General features: G+C 65.0%; 16 protein-coding genes. 5 read left to right on the top strand and 11 right to left on the bottom strand.

Going from position 1 to position 21,385, the window contains the following annotated elements; genetic code table 11:
* Positions 1-33 precede the first annotated feature (33 nt).
* Both ACZ5KU_RS01010 and mgrA read left to right on the top strand, forming a co-directional pair.
* Positions 34-1,371 (top strand): LLM class flavin-dependent oxidoreductase, encoded by a 1,338-nt coding sequence (locus ACZ5KU_RS01010; protein ID WP_464736735.1) that lies wholly within the window; start codon positions 34-36, stop codon positions 1,369-1,371.
* Between the two features lie 451 nt (positions 1,372-1,822).
* A complete protein-coding gene (gene mgrA, locus ACZ5KU_RS01005; protein ID WP_054060583.1) occupies positions 1,823-2,860 on the top strand; it encodes an L-glyceraldehyde 3-phosphate reductase in 1,038 nt (345 codons plus the stop codon).
* Positions 2,861-3,053: 193 nt separating this feature from the next.
* On the opposite strand, the gene ACZ5KU_RS01000 is transcribed toward mgrA, so the two are convergent.
* The 3 genes from ACZ5KU_RS01000 to ACZ5KU_RS00990 are packed head-to-tail and all read right to left on the bottom strand — an operon-like array spanning position 3,054 to position 8,271.
* Entirely contained in the window at positions 3,054-6,107 is a 3,054-nt protein-coding gene (locus tag ACZ5KU_RS01000) for an efflux RND transporter permease subunit (RefSeq protein ID WP_054060584.1), read from the bottom strand.
* A complete protein-coding gene (locus tag ACZ5KU_RS00995) occupies positions 6,104-7,174 on the bottom strand; it encodes an efflux RND transporter periplasmic adaptor subunit (RefSeq protein ID WP_054060585.1) in 1,071 nt (356 codons plus the stop codon). Before ACZ5KU_RS00995 ends, ACZ5KU_RS01000 begins: the two co-directional genes overlap by 4 nt.
* The gene (locus tag ACZ5KU_RS00990) at positions 7,171-8,271 is read right to left on the bottom strand and encodes an efflux RND transporter periplasmic adaptor subunit (protein ID WP_416771287.1); all 1,101 of its coding nucleotides are present in this window, start codon (positions 8,269-8,271) and stop codon (positions 7,171-7,173) included. The genes ACZ5KU_RS00995 and ACZ5KU_RS00990 overlap by 4 nt, the downstream gene beginning before the upstream one ends.
* A gap of 170 nt (positions 8,272-8,441) precedes the next feature.
* Here ACZ5KU_RS00990 and ACZ5KU_RS00985 point away from each other — a divergent pair, with 170 nt between their 5' ends.
* On the top strand, positions 8,442-9,602 hold the full coding sequence (locus tag ACZ5KU_RS00985) for an AAA family ATPase (RefSeq protein ID WP_464736734.1): 1,161 nt from the start codon (positions 8,442-8,444) through the stop codon (positions 9,600-9,602).
* 290 nt (positions 9,603-9,892) lie between these two features.
* Here ACZ5KU_RS00985 and ACZ5KU_RS00980 read toward each other — a convergent pair whose 3' ends face one another.
* From ACZ5KU_RS00980 to ACZ5KU_RS00950, 7 genes are all read right to left on the bottom strand, one after another.
* A complete protein-coding gene (locus ACZ5KU_RS00980; RefSeq protein WP_054058288.1) occupies positions 9,893-10,675 on the bottom strand; it encodes a MetQ/NlpA family ABC transporter substrate-binding protein in 783 nt (260 codons plus the stop codon).
* Positions 10,676-10,925: 250 nt separating this feature from the next.
* Entirely contained in the window at positions 10,926-11,822 is an 897-nt protein-coding gene (locus tag ACZ5KU_RS00975) for a sigma 54-interacting transcriptional regulator (protein ID WP_054058287.1), read from the bottom strand.
* Positions 11,823-11,878: 56 nt separating this feature from the next.
* Positions 11,879-12,460: an alpha/beta hydrolase gene (locus tag ACZ5KU_RS00970; protein ID WP_416771283.1), complete on the bottom strand. Its 582-nt coding sequence runs from the start codon at positions 12,458-12,460 to the stop codon at positions 11,879-11,881.
* Positions 12,461-12,780: 320 nt separating this feature from the next.
* Entirely contained in the window at positions 12,781-13,182 is a 402-nt protein-coding gene (locus tag ACZ5KU_RS00965) for an ExbD/TolR family protein (protein WP_054061566.1), read from the bottom strand.
* A gap of 1 nt (position 13,183) precedes the next feature.
* Complete coding sequence (locus tag ACZ5KU_RS00960) at positions 13,184-13,909, bottom strand: MotA/TolQ/ExbB proton channel family protein (protein ID WP_054061567.1); 726 nt, start codon at positions 13,907-13,909, stop codon at positions 13,184-13,186.
* A gap of 41 nt (positions 13,910-13,950) precedes the next feature.
* Entirely contained in the window at positions 13,951-14,775 is an 825-nt protein-coding gene (locus ACZ5KU_RS00955) for an energy transducer TonB (protein ID WP_273825399.1), read from the bottom strand.
* Positions 14,776-15,020: 245 nt separating this feature from the next.
* A complete protein-coding gene (locus tag ACZ5KU_RS00950) occupies positions 15,021-17,393 on the bottom strand; it encodes a TonB-dependent receptor (protein WP_464736733.1) in 2,373 nt (790 codons plus the stop codon).
* Positions 17,394-17,546: 153 nt separating this feature from the next.
* Between ACZ5KU_RS00950 and ACZ5KU_RS00945 the strand changes: the two genes are divergently transcribed.
* Positions 17,547-18,494 carry a LysR family transcriptional regulator gene (locus ACZ5KU_RS00945; RefSeq protein WP_416771278.1) on the top strand — a complete coding sequence of 316 codons (948 nt, stop codon included), beginning with the start codon at positions 17,547-17,549 and terminating at the stop codon, positions 18,492-18,494.
* Positions 18,495-18,689: 195 nt separating this feature from the next.
* Positions 18,690-20,294 carry an alkaline phosphatase family protein gene (locus ACZ5KU_RS00940; RefSeq protein WP_464736732.1) on the top strand — a complete coding sequence of 535 codons (1,605 nt, stop codon included), beginning with the start codon at positions 18,690-18,692 and terminating at the stop codon, positions 20,292-20,294.
* Positions 20,295-20,352: 58 nt separating this feature from the next.
* Here the strand turns inward: ACZ5KU_RS00940 and ACZ5KU_RS00935 are convergent, their stop codons facing one another.
* Entirely contained in the window at positions 20,353-21,261 is a 909-nt protein-coding gene (locus tag ACZ5KU_RS00935; RefSeq protein WP_464736731.1) for a TauD/TfdA dioxygenase family protein, read from the bottom strand.
* Between the last annotated feature and the right edge of the window lie 124 nt (positions 21,262-21,385).

The following is a 21,385-nucleotide window of genomic DNA, read 5'->3' as shown; positions in this document are numbered from 1 at the left end:
CACAACCCTCAATCAACCGCCAAGGAACCTGCCATGACCCAAACTCCGCGCCAGTTGAAACTCGGTGCCTTCCTGATGGCCACCGGGCACCACGTCGCCGCCTGGCGTCACCCGGAGGTGCCGGCCACCGCCGGCCTGGACTTCGCCCACTACAAGCAGTTGGCGCGCATCGCCGAGGCGGCGAAGTTCGACGCCCTGTTCGTGGCCGACAGCGTCGCCGCCGCCGAAGGTGAAATCGCCAGCCGCATGGCCCGCTCGGATCACTTCGAGCCGCTGACCCTGCTCTCGGCACTCAGCGCGGTGACCGAACGCATCGGCCTGATCGCCACCGCCACCACCAGCTACAACGAGCCGTACCACGTGGCCCGCAAGTTCGCCTCGCTGGATCACCTGTCGGGCGGACGCGCCGGCTGGAACCTGGTGACCTCGGACGCCGCCGCCGAAGCGCTGAATTTCGGCCGCAGCGAACACATCAGTCACGCAGAGCGTTATGCGCGGGCCCGCGAGTTCCACCAAGTGGTCACCGGCCTGTGGGACAGCTGGGAGGACGACGCCTTCAGCCGCGACAAGTCCAGCGGCCAGTACTACGACCCGGCCAAGCTGCACGTGCTCGATCACCAGGGCGAACACTTCCGCGTCCGCGGCCCGCTGAACGTCGCCCGCTCACCCCAGGGCCAACCGGTGATCGTCCAGGCCGGCTCGTCGCAGACCGGCCTGGAACTGGCCGCGCAAACCGCCGAAGTGGTGTTCACCGCGCAGTCCTCCCTGGCCCGGGCCCAGGCGTTCTACGCTGACCTCAAGGGCCGCCTGGCGCGCTCCAACCGCTCGGCAGAGGCTCTGAAGATCATGCCGGGCGTGTTCGTCGTGGTCGGCCAGAGCGAGAGCGAAGCCCGGGAGAAACACGAGGCGTTCCAGGCACTGGTCGAGCCGCAGGTCGGGGTCGCCCTGCTCGGGCGCATGCTGGGCAACTTCGACCTGTCGGGCTATCCACTGGACGGCCCGTTGCCCGAGCTGCCGCTGACCGACAGCGGCCAGCAGAGCCGGCAGAAACTGCTGACCGAACTGGCCGGCACGGAAAACCTGACCCTGGCGCAACTGGGCCGACGCATCGCCGGTGGCCGTGGGCACTACAGCCTGGTCGGTACACCGACACGGATCGCCGACGAGTTGCAGGCCTGGTTCGAACAGGGCGCGGCGGACGGCTTCAATGTACTGGTACCGCACCTGCCGGGCGGGCTGGAGGACTTCGCCACCCACGTGGTGCCGGAACTGCAGCGCCGCGGGCTGTTCCGCCGCGAGTACCAGGGCACCACGTTGCGTGAACACCTGGGGTTGGAGCGGCCGGCAAACCGCTTTGCACAGCCTTTATAGGGCTGGCCGCAGGCCAGAAAAACGCTGCCGGACGACGATCTGATCATTTTTTGAGCAAAATCAGTCACCAAATCGTACTATATCGTAATACGTAGTACTTGTACTGACTGTAACTTTTTGAATCTTCTATAGATTGCTGGGCAAAAACGAAGTTTCGCCGGAGGGTCAAAAGTAAGCAGGTATGTACTAACTTGTACTGACCAAAAATTACCCAACCATGGAAAATTGAAAGTCAAGCGCAAATTTTCGGAGCAGGCAGAAATTCGCCGGCCAGGAAATTTGCGCGAGCGACGACACGCCCGGACCGAAATCCGGAAAAACATGAAACGTTTCAGTCACGGATCGAATCCGAGATAGGTGTGGTCTGTCCAAGGCGTATGCTGGTTGATCCGGACCGCAATAGAAGTGGGCGCTGCCCTGTGAAATTTTCCGCGCAATGAGAGAGGATTCGATGACTTATCAAGCTGCCGAAAACCGCTACGACTCCATCCCCTACCGCCGCGTCGGGCGCAGCGGCCTGGTGCTGCCGGCGCTGTCCCTGGGGCTGTGGCACAACTTCGGCGACAGCACGCCGATCGACACCCAGCGCGCCCTGCTGCGCACCGCCTTCGACCTGGGCATCAACCACTTCGACCTGGCGAACAACTACGGCCCGCCCTACGGCAGTGCCGAAATCAACTTCGGCCGCCTGCTGCGCGAGGATTTCAGGCAGTACCGCGACGAGCTGATCATCTCCAGCAAGGCCGGCTGGGACATGTGGCCCGGCCCCTACGGCCAGGGCGGCGGATCGCGCAAATACGTGCTCGCCAGCCTCGACCAGAGCCTGCAGCGCCTGGGCCTGGACTATGTGGATATCTTCTACTCGCACCGCTTCGACCCGGACACGCCACTGGAAGAAACCGCCAGCGCCCTGGCCACCGCCGTGCAGCAGGGCAAGGCGCTGTACATCGGCATCTCGTCGTATTCCGGGGTGAAAACCCGCGAGATCGCGGCCCTGCTCAAGGAATGGAAAGTCCCGCTGCTGATCCACCAGCCGGCCTACAACCTGCTCAACCGCTGGGTGGAAAAGGACCTGCTGGACACCGTCGAGGAGCTGGGTACCGGCGTGATCGCCTTCACCCCGCTGGCCCAGGGGCTGCTGACCGACAAGTACCTCAACGGCATTCCGCAGGACGCGCGGATCAACCGTCCGGGCGGTGGCTCGCTGCGCGAGTCGCACCTGTCCGAGCAGAACATCGCCCATGTCCGCGCCCTCAGCGAAATCGCCAGGCGCCGCGGCCAGAGCGTGGCGCAACTGGCCCTGGCCTGGACCCTGCGTGATCCACGGGTGACCTCGGCGCTGATCGGCGCGAGCCGGCCAGAGCAGATCGTCGAGAACGTCGGGGCGTTGCAGAACCTGGCGTTCAGCCAGGAGGAACTGGCGGAGATCGACCGCTTTGCCCGGGAAGGCGGGATCAACTTGTGGGAGAAGCCGTCGACGGCCGAATGATTGTCGCCCGCCCCGCCCCCTCATCGCGGGCGCAGGCAACCTCCCCGTTTGGCACCACCCTGCAGGCGCAGTCGGTGCGGCCACCCGACTTGCCCGCGAAGGTTTTAGCGCCCTTGAGGCCCCTTCGCGGGCAAGCCGCGCTCCTACAATATCGCGGGCGCAGTCCAGCACCGGGTGGATGCCATACCAGGCCTCAGGCCGCGTCGCGTTTCGGCTCGCGAATCCGGTACCACGCCACATACAGCGCCGGCAGGAACATCAGCGTCAGCACCGTCGCCGCGACAATGCCGCCGATCATCGCGTAGGCCATCGGCCCCCAGAACACTTCCCGGGCAATCGGGATCATCCCCAGGCTCGCCGCCGCCGCCGTCAGCAGGATCGGCCGCCGTCGGTGTTCGGTCGCTTCCACCACCGCGTCCCACGGCTCGTAGCCATTGCGCTCGTATTCGTCGATCTGGGTCACCAGTATCACCGAGTTGCGAATGATGATGCCGATCAGCGCGAGAATCCCGAGGATCGCCACGAAACCCATCGGCGTGCCGGTCGGCACCAGCGCCAACACCACGCCGATCAGCCCCAGCGGCGCAACGCTGGCCACCAGGAACATCTTCTGCACGCTGTGCAACTGGATCATCAGGAAGGTCGCCATGAGGAACAGCATCAGCGGCACCACCTGGGCAATCGGCCCCTGGGCCTTGCCGCTCTCCTCCACCGTACCGCCGGTGACCACCTTGTAGCCCGCCGGCAGGCCGGCGGCGAACCGGTCGATATCCGGCTTCAGTTGCCGCACCAGGTCGGTCGGCTGGATGCCGCCGCGCACGCCGGCCTTGAGGGTGATGGTCGGCAGCCGATCGCGCCGCCAGACCAGCGGCTGCTCCAGCTCGTAACGCACCGTGGCGAACGCCAGCAGCGGGATCGAGGTGCCGTTGGGCGTGACGATCTGCAGGTTCTGCAGAGTTTCCGGCGTACCGCGCTCGCTGTCTATCGCACGCCCGACCACGTTGATCAGGTAGATGTCGTCTTTCACCTGGGTCACCGGCGCGCCGCTGACGATGGTATTCATCAGCTTGGCGACGTCCTCGGATGACAGGCCGAACTGTCGTGCCTTGTCCTGGGCGATGTCGATGCGCAGGACCTTGCCCGGCTCGTTCCAGTCGTAGATGGTCTCGCCGACATTGGGGTTGCGGTCGAGGATCGTCGCCAGCTCGATGGCGTGCTTGCGCACCTGGTCGATGTCCTTGCCGCTGACCCGGTACTGCAGCGGCCGCCCCACCGGCGGGCCCATCTCCAGGGTCTGGACGAAGCTGCCGATGCCGACGAAGTCGTCACGCAGGCGCTTGTTCAGCCGATCCATCAACGCCGCGCGCTGCTCCAGGCCCTTGCTGACGATGATCAACTGCGCGTAGTAGGGGTTCTGCAACTGCTGGTCGAGCGGCAGGTAGAAGCGGATCGCGCCCTCGCCGATGTAGGTGCTCCAGCGCAGGATGTCCGGGTCGTCCTTGAGGCTGGCCTCCAGCCGGTCCACCGCCTTGCGGGTCTCGTTGATCGAGGCGTTCTGCGGCAGGTTGAGGTCCACCAGGATCTCCGGGCGGTCCGAGGACGGGAAGAACTGGTTCTGCACGAAGCGCATGCCGAACACCGACAGGGCGAAGATCAGCACCGTCAGGCCGATGGCCCACCAGCGATTGCGCAGCGACCATAGCAGCCCGGCGTTGAAGGCCCGGGCCACCCGGCCATTGCCACTGTCGTGGGCCTTCACCTGCTCGCTGAGAATGTGCACGCCGATCACCGGGGCGAACAGCACCGCGACGATCCACGACACCAGCATCGCCACCGCGATCACCGCGAACAGGGTGAAGGTGTACTCGCCGGCCGAGCTGGCGTTGAGGCCGATGGGCACGAAGCCGGCGACGGTCACCAGGGTCCCGGTGAGCATCGGAAAGGCCGTGGAAGTGTAGGCGAAGGTTGCCGCCTGTTCCTTGCTGTCGCCCTTTTCCAGCCGGGTGACCATCATCTCCACGGTGATCATCGCATCGTCCACCAGCAGGCCAAGGGCGATGATCAACGCGCCGAGGGAGATGCGCTGCATGGTGATGCCGCTGTACTCCATGAACACGAAGACCATCGCCAGCACCAGCGGGATCGAGCAGGCCACCACCAGCCCGGCGCGCAGGCCGAGGGCGACGAAGCTCACCACCAGCACGATGATCACCGCTTCGAACAGCGCGCTGGTGAAGCCGCCGACGGCCTTCTCCACCACCTCGGCCTGATCGGAAACCTTGTGCACGCCGACCCCCACCGGCAGGTCGGCGGTGAGGCTGTCCATGCGCTCGTGCAGGGCCTTGCCGAACGCCTGGATATTGCCGCCCTTCTTCATGGCGATGCCGAGACCGATGGCGGTCTGGCCGTTGTAGCGGAACAGCGGCGTCGGCGGATCGACGTAACCGCGGCTGATCTCGGCGATGTCCGCCAACCGGTAGAAGCGATCGTTGAGCTTGAGATTGACCGCCTGCAGGTCCTTCTCCGAGGCATACTGCCCGGACGCGCGCACCGAGATGCGCTCGGGCCCGGCCTCGATCACCCCGGCCGGCGTCACCGCGTTCTGCGATTGCAGGCTCTGAACCACCTGGCGCTGGTCGATGCCCAGAGCCGCCAGCTTGCGGGTGGAGAAGTTCAGGTAGAGCACCTCGTTCTGCTCGCCGATCATCTCGATCTTGCCCAGCCCCGGCACATCGCGGATCTGCGCGCGAACCTGCTCCACATAGTCGCGCAGCTGGCGCATGCTCAGACCGTCGCTGGTGAAGGCGTAGACCGAGCCGAACACATCGCCGAACTCGTCGTTGAAACCCGGGCCCTGGATGTCCTGGGGGAACTCGCCGCGGATGTCGTCGATCTTCTTGCGCACCTGGTACCAGATTTCCGGAATGTCCTTGCCGCTGGTGGTGTCGCGCAGGTACACGAACACCGTCGACTCGCCGGGCCGGGTGTAGCTCTTCACATAGTCGAGGGAGTCGAGTTCCTCGAGCTTCTTCTCGATACGGTCGGTGACCTGTTCCAGGGTCTCGTCCACCGTGGCGCCGGGCCACTTGGTCTGGATGATCATGGTCTTGATGGTGAAGGACGGGTCTTCCTCGCGCCCCAGGTTGATGTAGGAGAACACCCCCATCAATAGCGCGACGAACATCAGGTACCAGACGAACGACTGGTGTTTGAGTGCCCACTCGGACAGGTTGAAACTCCCTTTCATCGTGGGTTTTCCTCGTCGATTCTGACTTTCTGTCCGGGTTTGAGACTGTTCACCCCGGCGCTCACCACCTTCTCGCCGGCCTTGACCCCCGAGCCCAGCAGCATCGTCTCGCCCTCGCGGCTGACAACCTTGACCTCACGGGGCGAGACGGTTGAGGTCTGCGGGTCGACGATCCAGACCTGCGTCCTGCCCTGGCTCTCCCACAGCGCCGACAGCGGCAACTGGGTGCGCGGCTCGATGGCCGAGCTCAGGGTCACGCTGATCGACGTGCCCAGGCGAAACGCCGCCGGGGTTTCGGCCAGGGTCAGCCGGGCCCGTCGGGTACGGGTGGCGCTGTCGGCCTGGGGCTCGATTTCCCGCAGGCGGGCGGTGGTGTTGACGCTCGGGTCGAGCTGGCTGGCGACGCGGAATTCGACCCCTTCGCGCAACTGGTCGGCCAGGGCGGCCGGCAGGTCGATCACCGCTTCCTTCACGTCCGGCCGGGCCAGGGTGACCACCTCCTGGCCGGCGCTGACCACCTGGCCGGCCTCGACCTTCCAGTCGGTGACCACCGCGGCGTGGTCGCTGCGCAGTTCGGTGTAGCCCAACTGGTCCTGGGCCTGGCCGACCGAGGCACGGGCCTGTTCGCGGGAGGCGCTGGTGGTTTTCAGGTCGGTCTGGGCCACGTCCAGTTGCGCCTGGGCACCGACGCCCCGGTCGAACAATTCCTGCTGGCGGCGGGCATTGGCCTGGGCATTGATCCACTGCGCCTCGATGCGCGACAGGTCGCCCTGGGCGGCGCGCAACTGGTTCTGCTGATCGGTCGGGTCGAGGCTGGCCAGCAGCGCACCCTGGGCCACCTCGCTGCCGACATCGACATGGCGCCGGGCAATGCGCCCCGAGACCCGGAAGCCCAGGGTGCTCTCGTAACGGGCCTGGATGCTCCCGGCAAACCGCCCGAGGCTCTGCACCGACTCCGGCCTGACCTCGATGAACAACACCGGCCGTACCGGTTCCGGTGCCGGCTCCTGCTTCGAGCAGGCGGCGACCAGCAGGCCACCGAGCAACAGCAGCGACAGACGCTTCATGGCGGGTTCCCTCCGGCGACCTGGGCCGATGGCTGGGCGATCTCCACCAGCATCCCCGGATGCAGCAGTTGCCCACCGGCGACCACGACCTTTTCGCCGCCCTGCAGGCCCTCGCCGATCAAGACATGGCCGGTCAGGTAGCGCGCGACCTTGACCTGGCGCAGGCTGACCTTGCCGGCCTCGTCCACCAGCCACACGGCGGGCTCGCTGACGTCCTTGGTCAGGGCCGACCAGGGCAGTTCGATACTGGCCTTGGCCGGCGCCGTCACGGTGGCGCTGACCACCGAGCCGAGGTCCATGCCGGCCGGCAACGGCTCCAGGGCCACCTTGACCTGCACCGTGCCGCTCTGGGCGGAGACCGCCGGGGTCACCTCGCGGACCTTGCCCACCGCCTTGATCGCCGGGTTGTCGAGCAGGGTCACGGTGATCGGCTGGTCCTGCGGCGGCTCCACCAGCAGCGACTCGTAGACATTGAACACCGCATCACGCTCGCCATCGCGCGCCAGGCTGAAGATCGGCATGGTCGCCTGCACCACCTGGCCGACCTCGGCCTGGCGCGCGGTGATCACCCCGGGCGCCTCGGCGATCAGCGCGGTGTAGCCCAGTTGCTCGCGGGCATTGGCCAGTTGCGCCTGGGCCGCGGTCAACGCACTCTTGGCGCTGAGCAGGCCGGCCTGGGCGGCATCGTATTCGCTGCGGCTGGTGTAGCCCTTGGGCAGCAGCTTCTGCTGGCGGACGAACGCCGCGCTGGTCTGCTGTACCCGCGCCTGCTGGGCGTTGACCTCGGCCTGGGCGCTGTCGACGTTGGTCTGCAGATCCTTGGGATCGAGTTTGGCGAGCACCTGTCGGGCGGAGATTCGCGCGCCGACATCGACGTTACGCTGGATGATCTTGCCACCGACGCGGAACGACAGATCGGTCTGCACCCGCGCCTGGATATCGCCGGTGAGGGTGACGGCGGCACCGAAGTCCTGGCGCTGAACCTGTTCGACGAAGACACGCGGGCGTAACGGTTCCGGAGGTTTTTCATGGCCGCAACCACTCAGGAGCGCCAGCGACACCAAGGCGACTTCCCACTTCATTCGACGCCCATTCATACACACTCCTTCGCGTAATACCTACTCGCAGTGTCGTTACGACTGATAGCGTAGAACAGGGTTCCGTCTCTGCACGACGATGCCGTTGATCTGTGGCAGCGCGACTGCGAATCGGTGTTTCGCGGCGGCCAATCGGGCACACTGGAGGTTCAATCGCCAGGACCCGTCCCATGCTCAAGACCCTCGCCGTGGCCAACTATCGCTCGATCAACAAGCTGGTGGTGCCCCTGGACCGCCTGAACCTGATCATCGGCCCCAACGGCAGCGGCAAGTCCAATCTGTACCGCGCCCTGCGCCTGCTGGCGGAAACCGCCCAGGGTGGGGTGGTCAACGCGCTGGCCCGCGAAGGCGGGCTGGACTCGACGTTCTGGGCCGGCCCGGAGACGATCAGTCGACGCATGCGCAATGGCGAGGTCGACGTGCAGGGCGTGGTGCGCCAGGGGGCCAAGCGCCTGCGCCTGGGCTTTGCCGGCGAAGACTTCAGCTACGCCATCTCCCTGGGGCTGCCGGAGCCGAGCAACTCCTGGTTTTCCCTCGACCCGCAGATCAAGCGCGAATGCATCTGGGCCAGCGCCCTGTATCGCCCGGCCAGCCTGCTGGTGGATCGCTCCGGGCCGATGGTGAAAGCCCGCGGCGAACAGGGCTGGGAAGTGCTGGCGCAGCACACGCCGACCTTCGACAGCCTGTTCGACCAGGTCGGCAACCTGCGCAGCTCGCCGGAGGTGCTGTTGCTGCGCGAGCACATTCGCGGCTGGCGCTTCTACGATCACTTTCGCAGCGATGCCGACGCACCGGTGCGCCAGCCACAACTGGGCACACGCACACCGGTGCTGCATCACGACGGCCGCGATCTGGCGGCGGCGCTGCGCACCATCATCGAGATCGGTGATCCACAGGCGCTGCAGGAAGCGATCAGTGACGCCTTCCCCGGCTCGCGACTGGGCATCGCGGTAGCGCCGGGCGCACGCTTCGCCATCGAGTTCCACCAGGACGGCCTGCTGCGTCCGCTGTCCGCCGCCGAACTGTCGGACGGCACCCTGCGCTACCTGCTGTTGGTGGCGGCCCTGCTGACACCGCGGCCACCGACGCTGATGGTGCTGAACGAACCGGAAACCAGCCTGCATCCCGACCTGCTGCCGGCGCTGGCACGGCTGATCATCCGCGCGTCGCAACACTGCCAGGTGTGGGTGGTGTCCCATGCCAGCCGGTTGATCGCGGCCTTGCAGCAGGACTCGGCGTGCAACGCCATCGTGCTGGAGAAGGTGCTCGGCCAGACCCAGATCGTCGGCCAGGGCATGCTCGACGAACCGGCCTGGAAATGGCCGGACTGAGCGGACGATCCTGAATTTGCCGGATAGTCGGCGGGCAGCTATTTTCCTTGCAGCGGGTACGGATCTTTTCCCGCGAAGAACGCTCCAAGCACGGACGAAAACGGTCCGGTCGGTGACCGTTCCATAACAAGGAAGACACTATGGCCCAGGTACAAGCGCCGCAAAAACTCGACCCAAAGGACATCGTCAAACTGCTGGTGGCGTTGCGCCGGGCGGTGAACGCCCAGGCATAAAAAACGCCGACGCTAATCGCTCGTCGGCGTTCAAACCTTGAAGGGGTTGTCGCTGGATCAGAACGCCGGCAGCACCGCGCCCTTGTACTTCGAATCGATGAAAGCCTTCACTTCAGGGCTGGTCAGTGCCTTGGCCAGCTTCTGGATGGCGTCGCTGTTCTGGTTGTCAGGACGGGCCACCAGGAAGTTCACGTAAGGCGAGTCCGAACCCTCGATCAGCAGGGCGTCCTTGGCCGGGTTCAGGCCGGCTTCCAGCGCGTAGTTGGTGTTGATCAGGTCCAGGTCGACCTGGTCCAGAACCCGTGGCAGCAGAGCCGATTCCAGTTCCTTGAACTTGAACTTGTGTGGGTTCTTGGCGATGTCCTTGGGCGTCGACAGCGCGTTTTTCGGGTCCTTCAACTCGATCAGGCCCTTGCTCTGCAACAGCAGCAGGGCGCGGCCGGCGTTGCTGCCTTCGTTCGGGATCGCGATGGTCGCGCCGTCCTTCAGTTCGGACAGGCTCTTGACCTTCTTCGAGTAGCCGCCGAACGGTTCGACGTGCACACCGATCACGGTGACCAGGTTGGTGCCCTTGCCCTTGTTGAAGCCATCCAGGTAAGGCTTGGTCTGGAAGTAGTTGGCGTCCAGGTGTTTCTCGGCGACCTGGGTGTTGGGCTGTACGTAGTCGGTGAAGACCTTCACTTCCAGATCCACGCCTTCTTTGGCGAGGGTCGGCTTGATCAGTTCGAGGATTTCCGCGTGCGGAATCGGCGTGGCCGCCACCACCAGTTTTTCCCCAGCCTGGGCCAGGCCAGCGGTCAGAGCAGCCGCCAATGCAGTAAACAGCAGAACCTTTTTCATGCAGTGTCCTTATCGAAAATCACGGTCGTCACCGACGACAGCCTGGAGAAGAGAGGTGCAAGCAATTTGATATCGCTTGCATGGAATGGAAGATACCGGGATTTTTTATTCCCGAACAATACCTTTTATTCATCTTCATATTCCATTTTGCTCATACAGCTTTCCCGCCTTGTACCACACCTGTAGGAGCAAGCCACAGGGAACGCACACGCCGCAGGAGGAATGAGCGCTCCCCAGCATAGACGTTCGATCAATCCAACAGACGCTTGAGCGCCGCCCGCTCCTCTGGCGAACTGCCCGCAAGCAGGTGCTCGATCACCGCCAGCGGCTGCGGCAGGTTCAGGTGCTCCGGCAGGATCTCGTCGCCACTGCTGACCAGCAGGGCGAAGTGAATGACGTTCTCCAACTCGCGGGTATTGCCCGGCCAGCTGTGGCGTTCCAGGGCGCGCTGGGCGCTTTCACTGATCAGCGGCACCGGCAGGCTCAGCCGCTGGCTGTAGATGCCGAGGAAATATTCGGCCAACGACAGGATGTCGCCCACCCGCTCGCGCAGCGCCGGCAGCTCCAGGCGGCCTTCGCTGAGGTAACTGTAGAGCCGTTCGTGAAACTTGCCCACCGCGACCGCCTGGGCCAGGTCGATACTGGTCGCCGCGACCAGCCGCACGTCCACCGGGCTCGGCTGGTGTGCGCCGACGCGGGTGACTTCATGGTTCTCCAGGGCCGCCAGCAGCTTGATCTGGATCGGCAGCGGCAGGTCGCCGATCTCGTCCAGGTACAGGGTGCCACCATTGGCCGAGCCGAACCAGCCGGCGCGGCTGCTCGCCGAGCCACTGTGGGCCCCGGCCGCATGGCCGAACAGCTCGGCATCGGCATAGGTCGGGCTGATGGCGCCGCAGTTGACCGAAACGAACAGCCCGCCCCGATCGCTGGCCCGGTGAATATGCCGGGCCAGCAGCTCCTTGCCGCTGCCGGTTTCGCCGCGGATCAATACCGGCAGCGCCTTCGGCGCCAGTTGTTCAAGCTCCTCGCGCAGTTGGCGCGAGCGCGGATCGACGAACACCAGCGCCTTGGCGCGAATGCTCAGCGGACTTTTCTCCGCATCGGGAAAGGTCAGCAATGGCTGACCGAAGGTTTCATGCAGACTCATGACAGACTCCCGCCCGGATCCGCCGGGTGGCGGGGGCGTTGAACGAGGAAAGACATTCAGGCGCGGCGCAGGGAATGGTGTTCCATGCGGGTTTGCAGGCGATACAGGTAGGCGAATCCCTGCTCCCAGCGCTGGTGGCCGGACTTGACGTTGATGTGCCCGGCACCGCTGATGATGCCGGCCTCGGCGCCCCACTGGCGGGCCAGTTCCAGGGCACGCGGGGCGCTGACCGCCGGATCGTTGTCGGAGGCGACGACCTGGCTTGGGAAGGGCAACGGATCGTCCGGGATCGGCGCGAAATGACGCAACGCTGGCGCGCAAGCGGGCCGCTCGACATCGGCCGGGGCCACCAGCAGCGCCCCCTGGACCTGATGCAGCAGGTGCGCCGGCGCGGTGCGGGCCCAGTGGGCCACGGTGATGCAACCCAGGCTGTGGGCGATCAGGATCACCGGCGTGCTGTCGGCGGCGATGGCTTCGGCCAGGGCCGCGACCCAGTCTTCGCGGCGGGGCGTCAGCCAGTCGGCCTGTTCCACCCGCGCGCTGTTGGGCAGGCTGTTCTGCCAATGGGTTTGCCAATGATCTTCTGGCGATCCTTGCCAGCCCGGCACGATCAGATAACGAATCGACTCGTTGCGCATGGGGTACACCTCCTCCAGCGTTTGCGTTCCTGATCGAGTATAGGGAGGCGAGATATATTCGTTAAGGAATAAGAAGCTATTTATTAATACTAATAAGAAATATCAGAGCATCCCCTTGTAGGAGCGAGGCTTGCCCGCGAACCGCCCATGGGCGGCCATCCAATCCGGTTTCTGATGGCGGCCTACGGCGGTTCACGCCGATTCGCCGCCCCGACAAGCCTCTCACCTACAGAAGCTCCGACGGCACACGCCTGGCGGAAATAAAAAAGGGCCGCACCCTGCCAAGGAAACGGCCCGAGAAACGCGAGGTTCGGTTGCGGTCAGCGTGCGGTGATCACCGACAACCTGGTGATGCCCGCCCGCTCGATGGAGGCCATGGCTCGCGCCACTTCGCCGTAGTTCACGCCATTGTCGGCCTGCAGTTGCACGCGCAGTTCCGGGTCCTTGGCCTTGGCTGCCTGGAGGTTGGTTTCCAGCAGGTCGGGCTGGATCTCGTCCTTGTTGATGAACAGCTTGCCGTTGCCGTCGATGCTCACCACCAGCGGGTCCTTCTGCTCCACCGGCGCCACCGCTTCGGTCTTGGGCAGGTTGATCGGGATCGCGTTGGTCAAAAGCGGCGCGGTGACGATGAACACCACCAGCAGTACCAGCATCACGTCCACCAGCGGCGTGACGTTGATCTCGCTCAGCACTTCATCGCTGTCTTGAGTGGAAAAGGCCATGTCAGGACGCCTCCTTCACTTTCTGCGTCGAACCCTGGGCAGCGCCCTTGTTCGCGGTCGGGTGCACCAGCACGCGGAACGCGCTCTTCTGCGCCAGGCTGTAGAAGTCGTGGGCGAAGTCGTCGAGGTCGGCGGCGGTGAGCTTCAGACGCCGCAGGAAGTAGTTGTAGACCAGCACCGCCGGCACGGCGACGGCGATGCCGACACCCGTTGCCACCAGGGCGGCACCGATCGGCCCGGCCACGGTTTCCAGGCTGGCGGAACCGGCGGCGCTGATGCCTTTCAGGGCTTCCATGATCCCCCACACGGTCCCGAACAGACCGATGAACGGCGAGGTACTGCCGATACTGGCGACCACCGCCAGGCCGGTTTCCAGCGAGCGTCGCTCACGCACGATCTGCTGACGCAGGGCGCGCTCCAGACGGTCCTGGTGGTTGATCGCCTGGCTCAGGTCGGCGGCATGGCTGCCGTCACCAACCTGGATCGCCGCATAACCGGCCTGGGCCACACGGGCTGCGGCACCGGGCTGGGTTTCGCTCAACTCGGCGGCCGAGTCGAGGCTGGAGGCGGCCCAGAACTGTTTGTGGAAGCGCCGATCCTGGCCTTTCAGGCGACCGAACTGCACCGCCTTGAGCAGCGCCAGGCCCCAGGTGACGACGGAGAAGACCACCAGCAGCCAGATCACCGCGCTTTCGATGGATTGAAGTGGAGATGCCAGTAAACTCATGATGTGTTCCCTCTAAAAACGTTCAGCGCATTGGCGGCCGGTCAGTGGATCTTGAAGTCGATGGGCACGCTGACCCAGCCGACCTGGGCGACATCGCCCTGTTTGGCAGGGACGAAGCTCCAACGCTTCACCGCTGCCAGGGCAGCGTCGTCGAGTTGCTGGCGACCACTGCTTTTCTGAATCTGTATCTCGCCCGGTTTACCGCTGGCCAGGACCTGCACCCGCAGCACCACCGTGCCTTCCCAACCGCGACGCTGAGCCAGCGACGGGTATTCCGGCGCCGGGTTCTTCAGGTACGCGGCGTTGGCCGACGCAGGCGTCACCGGGGCCGGAGCAGGCGGCGCCGGCGGTGCCGGTGGAGCGGGCGGCGCGGCGGGCTGCGGCGGTGCGGGCGGTTGCTCGACCGGCTTGGGCACAGGCTTCGGCTCAGGCTTGGGCACCGGTTTCGGCTTGGGCTTGGGGATCGGCTTGGGGGGTGCCGGCTTCGCCGCCAGTTCGTCGACCACCGGTGGCGGTGGCTCCACCACGGGAGGTGGCGGCGGAGGCTGCACCGGCGGTGGCGGTTCGACCACGGGCGGTGCCGGCTGGGAGAACTCGATGGTCATCGGCGGGATTTGCGGCGGTACCACTGGCAGTACCGGGGTCTGCTGCTGGCTCAGCCAGTAGATCACCGCGCCATGCAGCACCAGGGCGAACGCCCCGAGCAACACCGCCTCGCGCCGGCTGAGAATGCCCTTGGGGGCTTTCTGCAGGCGCAGTTGCCCCAGCGGCGCACGGTGCGGCCGGCCGAGATCGACCAACTCGCCACCCGGTGCCTGGCGCCAGAGCACCTCGTGTGCACTGGCAGCGGTCTGGACATTGCCCATTGAATCACTCCTGCGGTCTTCAGCTAAAAATCGTCGCGGCGCACGTGGGGGCCTTGAGGTGTCGATGATCCCCGCAGGCTGCTTAGTCCTTAAAGTAATCTTTGAAGTTATGGATATGCCTAAAGTGAATATGTGTTTTTGCCGATCCGCGCAAGGCCGCGTGTTTCAAGGGCTGCAGCCTATCGGTGAAAAACCGATGCTTTTCAGGCATGAAAAATATTCCCCCAAGGCATCAGGCTGGACACCTAGAAGTCATAACGCCCGGTCACCCCCAGGGTCCGCGGCGTACCGAGCAAGCCTTCATAGCCGCCGTTGCTGGCGGTCCAGAGGGTGGTGTAGTAGGTCTTGTCGAAGGCGTTCTTCAGCCACAGCGAGACATCCCACTGGCCCTGGTTGAAATCGCCGCGCAGGCCGGTGGACAGGTTGACCACGGCGTAACTGGGAATCTGCCCGTAGCTGGAGTCCTCGATCGTGCCCACTGCCTTGGAGCGGAACGCATAGCTGGCGGTGACGTAGGGTTCCAGGCCGTTCTCCAGGTTCCACTTGTACTCGCCGTTGGCATTGGCGATCCACTTCGAGGCCCCGACCACCTGGTGCCCGGTAAGGTCGCAGGACGCCGGTGCCCCCGGACGCAGGCTGACTTCCGGCGGGCATGGCGCATCCTTATAGGACAAGTACCGCACATCGTTGTAGGAACCGTTGAGGTTGAGCGTCAGGCCACGCACGGGAATCAGTGTGCTCTCGACCTCCACCCCGCGCGAGCGCACCGAGCCGGCGTTGGTCAGGTACTGCACGCGGTTGGCGTCGTCGTAGGCGTTGGTCTGGTAGCCGTTGACCTGGGTCCAGAACAGGTTGGCATTGAGTTGCAGGCGCTTGTCCCACAGTGTGCTCTTGAAGCCCAGCTCGGCGTTGTTCGCCCGCTCGGTGCCGATCAGCAGTGAGTCGGCACCGGCGGTGGGTGCCGAGCCGACCGCGAGGTTCACCCCGCCGGACTTCTCGCCATGGGACAGGGTCGCGTAGCCGAGCAGGTCGTCACTGAAGCGATAGCTCAGGTTGAGCAGGCCGGACGGGCTGGTGCTGTACTGGCTGAGGTTGCCGGAGTCGTAGGCGCCGGCGCGGGCACGCCGGGCGTTGGCGGCGGCACCGGTCACCGCAGCACCGCCGAGCGGGGCATCACGGGTCACCCAGGCGCTTTTTTCCTCGTAGCTGCCACGCAGACCGGCGGTGAAGTCCAGGCGCTCGGTCAGGTGCCAGGTGCCCTGGGCGAACAGCGCGAAGCTGTCGGTTTCGATATGGCCGTTGCCGATGCTGGTGACATTGTTCAGCGCACCGGTGGCGGTGCCGTTCCAGATGTCGGCCTGGGGCCCGTAGTAGTTGAAACTCTTGTTATCGAGCCTGGAGCCGAAGTAGTAGGCCCCCAGCGCATAGTCGAAGAAGCCGCCGGTGGGCGAGGCCAGGCGAATTTCCTGGGACCACTGCTTGTCCTCCACCGAGACCCCGGCGTTGTAGTACGCGGTGGTGTTGAGCCCGTCGTCGTTGCGTGGGGTGAAATTCCACCAGCGGTAGGAACTGACCGAAGTCAGGGTGAAGTCGCTGGGCAGGGTCCAGTTGGCCTCCAGGGAACTGCCGCCCTGGAACACCGTGACCCGCTGCTGGCCATTGAGATTGACCTTGCGATCCGCGCCATTGACCAGGGTCGCCCCGGCGGCAGCGGCCCGTGACTGGTAGAGATTGACGCCGTTGATGGTCGGCCCGGTGCTGTACAGCACGCGGGTACCGGCGCTGGAGTCTTCCTCGTTGTAGTCGCCGATCCAGCGCAGGTTGAAGTTCTCGTTGGGCTTGAACAGCAATTGCGCGCGGAAACCGTCGCGCGAGCCGCCGTTGAGGTCGTGACCGTCGTACTCATTCCTGATGTCGCCATCGCTGCGGGTGCGATAGGCCGACAGGCGCCCGGCCAACTGGTCGTTGATCGGCCCGGAAAGGCTGCCCTTGGTCTGGAAGTAGCCGTCCTCGCCCACCGACGTCTCGATGCTGCGCTCCGGGGTGAAACTCGGCGCGCGGGTGTTGATGTTGATCACCCCGGCGGTGGTGTTCTTGCCGAACAGCGTACCCTGGGGGCCGCGCAGCACTTCCAGCTGTTCGATATCCATCAGGTCGAACACCGCCATGCCCGGCCGCCCCAGGTAGACGTTGTCGATGTACAGCCCGACGCTGCCTTCCAGGCCGTCGCTGGCCGGGTTGTTGCCCAGGCCGCGGATCGACACGCTGGACTGGCGCGCATGCATGTAGGCAACGTTCACGCTGGGCACCAGTTGCTGCAGGTCCTGGATGCGATAGACCCGCTGGCTTTCCAGGGCCTGGCCACTGACCACACTGATCGGCGTGGGCACGCTCTGCGAACTCTCCTCACGGCGCCGGGCGGTGACGGTCACGGTGTCCAGGCGCCCGCTGTCGGACTTGGCCTTGCTGGTAGTGGCGGCCGGCGCAGCCTCCTGCGGGGTCTCGCTCTCGGCGGCATGGCCCAGCGACCAGCTGGCGCTCCCCGCCAGCAACAGGGCCAGGGGCAAGCGCTTGAGCCGTCGGGAAGGGTGGTGCACTGCTGGATTGGGCGAAGTCATGGGCGGCTCCCGATCAAAAAATATACAACCTGTATATTCTTTAAAGTTATTTATTTATGTTTTTACAAAGATTTACTGCATAAGAGATTGCCTTTATAAGGAGTCGAGCGGATGCATAGCCAATGCATTTCCCCGATATTTTTTATGTGAAAAATGCATATCGATCTGCGCCAACTTCGCCACTTCATTGCCCTAGCCGAGCACCGCAGCTTCGTCGCCGCCGCGTTGGCGGTGAACCTCTCGCAATCGGCCTTCAGCCGCAGCATCCAGGCCCTGGAGCACAGTGCCGGCTGCCAGTTGGTGGACCGTGGCCGCAAGGACCTGGCGCCGACCAAACAGGGCCAGGTCCTGCTCGAACATGCCCGGCGGCTGGTCAGCGGCGCCCAGCAACTGGCCAACGAGATCAGCCAGTTCAACGGCCTGGAGGCCGGCGAGCTGCGCTTCGGTTGCGGCCCGGCGCCGGCCTCGGGGCTGATCCCGCAGGCCATCGGCCATTTCATCGGCCGCTACCCCAGGGCCCGGGTACAGTTCCAGGTGGATGACTGGCAGAGCCTGGGCAAGCGTCTGCTCAATGACGAGTTCGAGTTTTTCGTCGCCGATACCCGTTATTTCGAGGCCAATCCGGACTACCAGACCCAGCGCCTGCGCCCACGCAAATGGTATTTCTGCTGTCGCGCCGGGCACCCGCTGGCGTCCCGCGAAAGCGTGACGGCCGAGCAGTTGCTGAGTTATCCACTGGCCTCGACGATCCGCCCGCCGAACCTGCGCAAGGTGATCGCCGACCTCAGCAGCCGACCGGACTTCACCCCGCAGGTGGAATGCGAGAGCGCCTTCAGCCTGCTCGGCGTGGTGTTGCGCTCGGATGCCATCGGCATCTGTGGGGAGAACAGCGATGCCTGGGACTATGCCCGGGGTGAGTTGGTGAAGCTGAAGGTCGAGGGCTTGGCCGATGACCGGGAGGAGCTGTACACCCGCTACGGCATCGTCAGCCGCGCCGGCTATCGGCTGTCGCCGCTGGCCGAGGCGATGATCGAGCAGATCAAGTGCGAGGATGCGGTGGAGGTGGGTGAGGTGTGCAATCTGGAGCAGGTGGCTGTCTGAGATGACCTATTCGCGGGCAAGCCCGGCTCCTACATACGGTACGTGAACCCTGTAGGAGCCGGGCTTGCCCGCGAATAGGCCCTCATGCCCCACCGCCATGCACCGGATGCATGAAAAACAGTCACCGAATGCACTTGCCGAAACCCGCCCCGGCCCGCGAAATCGCCTACCTGTCCTCCACCGCGGTGAACCCCCATGTCCCACGTGCGCAACGTGCTCTACATCATGTGCGACCAGCTGCGTCGCGATTACCTGTCCTGCTACGGCCACCCTCACCTGCACACGCCGAACATCGACCGCCTGGCCGCCGCCGGCGTGCGTTTCAGCCGCGCCTATACCCAGGGCACCATCTGCGGCCCGTCGCGGATGTCGGCCTATACCGGGCGTTATGTCAGCAGCCACCAGGTGGCCTGGAACGCCGTGCCGCTGCCGCTGGAGGAACTGACCCTCGGCGATTACCTGCGGCCCCACGGCATCCGCACCGCACTGGTCGGCAAGACCCACGCCACGCCCAATCTCGACGCCCTGCAACGGTTGGCCATCGACCCCGACAGCCCGCAGGCCGAGCCGCTGAACGAGGTCGGCTTCGAACCCTGGATGCGCCACGACGGCATCTACCCCGACAGCCCGCTGTTCGCCGACAAGCGTGAATCGGCACCCTACACCCATTACCTGCGCGAACTCGGCTACAGCGGCGAGAATCCCTGGCACGACTGGGCCAACGCCGCCGAAGGCAGCGACGGTGAAATCCTCAGCGGCTGGAAGATGCGCAACGCCCACCGGCCGGCGCGGATTCCCCAACAGCACTCGGAAACCGTGTACACCACCGACCGTGCCATCGACTTCATCCGCGAACAGGGCGAGCGGCCCTGGTGCCTGCACCTGTCGTACATCAAGCCGCATTGGCCGTACATCGCCCCGGCGCCGTATCACGCGCTGTACGGGCGCGAGCAGGTGATCGCGCCGGTCCGCCCGGCGCCTGGCGCGGCCAGCGACCACCCGGTGTACAACGCCTTCCGCCAGCATGAGGAAAGCCTGAATTTCTCCCGCGACGAAGTGCGCCTGAACGTGGTGCCGACCTACATGGGCCTGATCAGGCAGGTGGACGACCAGCTCGGACGACTGTTCGATGTGCTGCAGCAGAGCGGGCGCTGGGACGACACACTGATCGTCTTCACCAGCGACCACGGCGACTTCCTCGGCGATCACTTCCTCGGCGAGAAGGAGTTCCTGCTCGAACCTGCAGTCGGCGTGCCGCTGATCGTGCGCGACCCACGTGCGGCAGCGGACAGTACCCGGGGCACGGTGGATGAGCGGCTGGTGGAAACCATCGACGCGCTGCCGACCTTTCTCGACGCGCTGGGGCTGCCGGGGGCGGAGCATCGGCTGGAGGGGCGTTCGCTGGTGCCGCTGCTGCATGGCGAACAGCCGGACTGGCGCCGCTATGCCATCGCCGAATACGACTATGCCTTCCAGGCGCCGGCGCGGGAGCGACTGGGCCAGCCGATCGACCGTTGCCGGATGACCATGGTGCGCAGCGAGCGCTGGAAATACCTGGCCTACGACGGCTTCCGTCCGCAGTTGTTCGACCTGGAAAATGATCCACAGGAGTTGCACGACCTCGGCGCCGACCCGGCGTTCGCGGCGGTGCGCGAGGAACACCTGGGCCATCTGCTCGACTGGCTGCGCGGCCTCAAGCGCCGGACCACCATCAGCCATGAGGAGATCGACCTGCGTGGGCAGCGGTTCCGCTATGGCGAGCCGGAGACGGAGAAGGTGGTGCAGATCGGGGTCTGGTGACTGGCGGGATGAACTGATCGTTCCCACGCTCTGCGTGGGAACGATCGGGGTATGGTCTTCAGCTTGCCCCGCGAAGGGTCTGGCTGCGCTGCCCCTGCACCCCCACCGGCACCTCGCCCTTGAGCGTCACCCGGCGCACGATGCGCTCCTGGGTGCCGTAGTCGTCGACCGCGTAGTGCTGGGTCGCACGGTTGTCCCAGATCGCCACGTCACCGGTCTGCCAGCGCCAGCGCACAGTGTTTTCCAGGCGCGTCACGTGGCTCTGCAGCACGCTGAACAGATGCGCCGAATCCGCCGGCAGGTAGCCCTTGATACGCTTGACGAAGTGCCCCAGCAGCAGGCTGCGCTCGCCGCTGATCGGGTGCACGCGCACCACCGGATGTTCGGTTTCGTACACAGTGGAGGTGAACACCTGGCGATAGCGTTCCTGCGCCTGCGCCGAGACGTTCGGCCGCAGACCGGCGTAGTCGTACTCGTTGCTGTGCACCGCCCAGAGCTTATCCGCCAGTTCGCGCAGTTCCGCCGGCAGTTCCTCGTAGGCCGCCGCCGCGTTCGCCCACACGGTGTCGCCACCGGCCGCCGGGGCCAGTACCGAGCGCAGGATCGAGGCTTTCGGATAGGCGTCGACGAAGGTCACGTCGGTGTGCCAGGAGTTGGCCCGCTGGCCCTGGGTGCCGTCCAGTTCCATCAGGTAGCGGGTGCCGTCGCGCACCGGCACCGTCGGGTGCGCTACCGGCTCGCCGAGCAGGTGGGCAAAGGCCTCCTGGCTCTGGTCGTCGAGGTGGGTCTGGCCACGGAAGAAGATCACCTTGTACTGCAACAGCGCCTGCTGGATCGCCTCGATGACACTGGCATCCAGGTCACCGGACAACGCGACGCCACGGATCTCGGCACCGATCCGACCGGCCACCGGGTGAATGTCCAGGGCGTGTACAGCGGGTTTTACAGCCAGTGCGGCATTGCTCATGGAAGGTCCCTCGTCGACTGCTTGCGGTTGGAGCCGCCGCGAAGCAATGCTCTATCTATATTCCATTTACATCTAATAGATATTGACATGCTTCGTTGACGGAATAAGAGCTTGCATTTAAAAC

Source organism: Pseudomonas sp. Tof1 (assembly GCF_055390395.1).
This window is presented reverse-complemented; position numbering and strand designations above follow the sequence as displayed.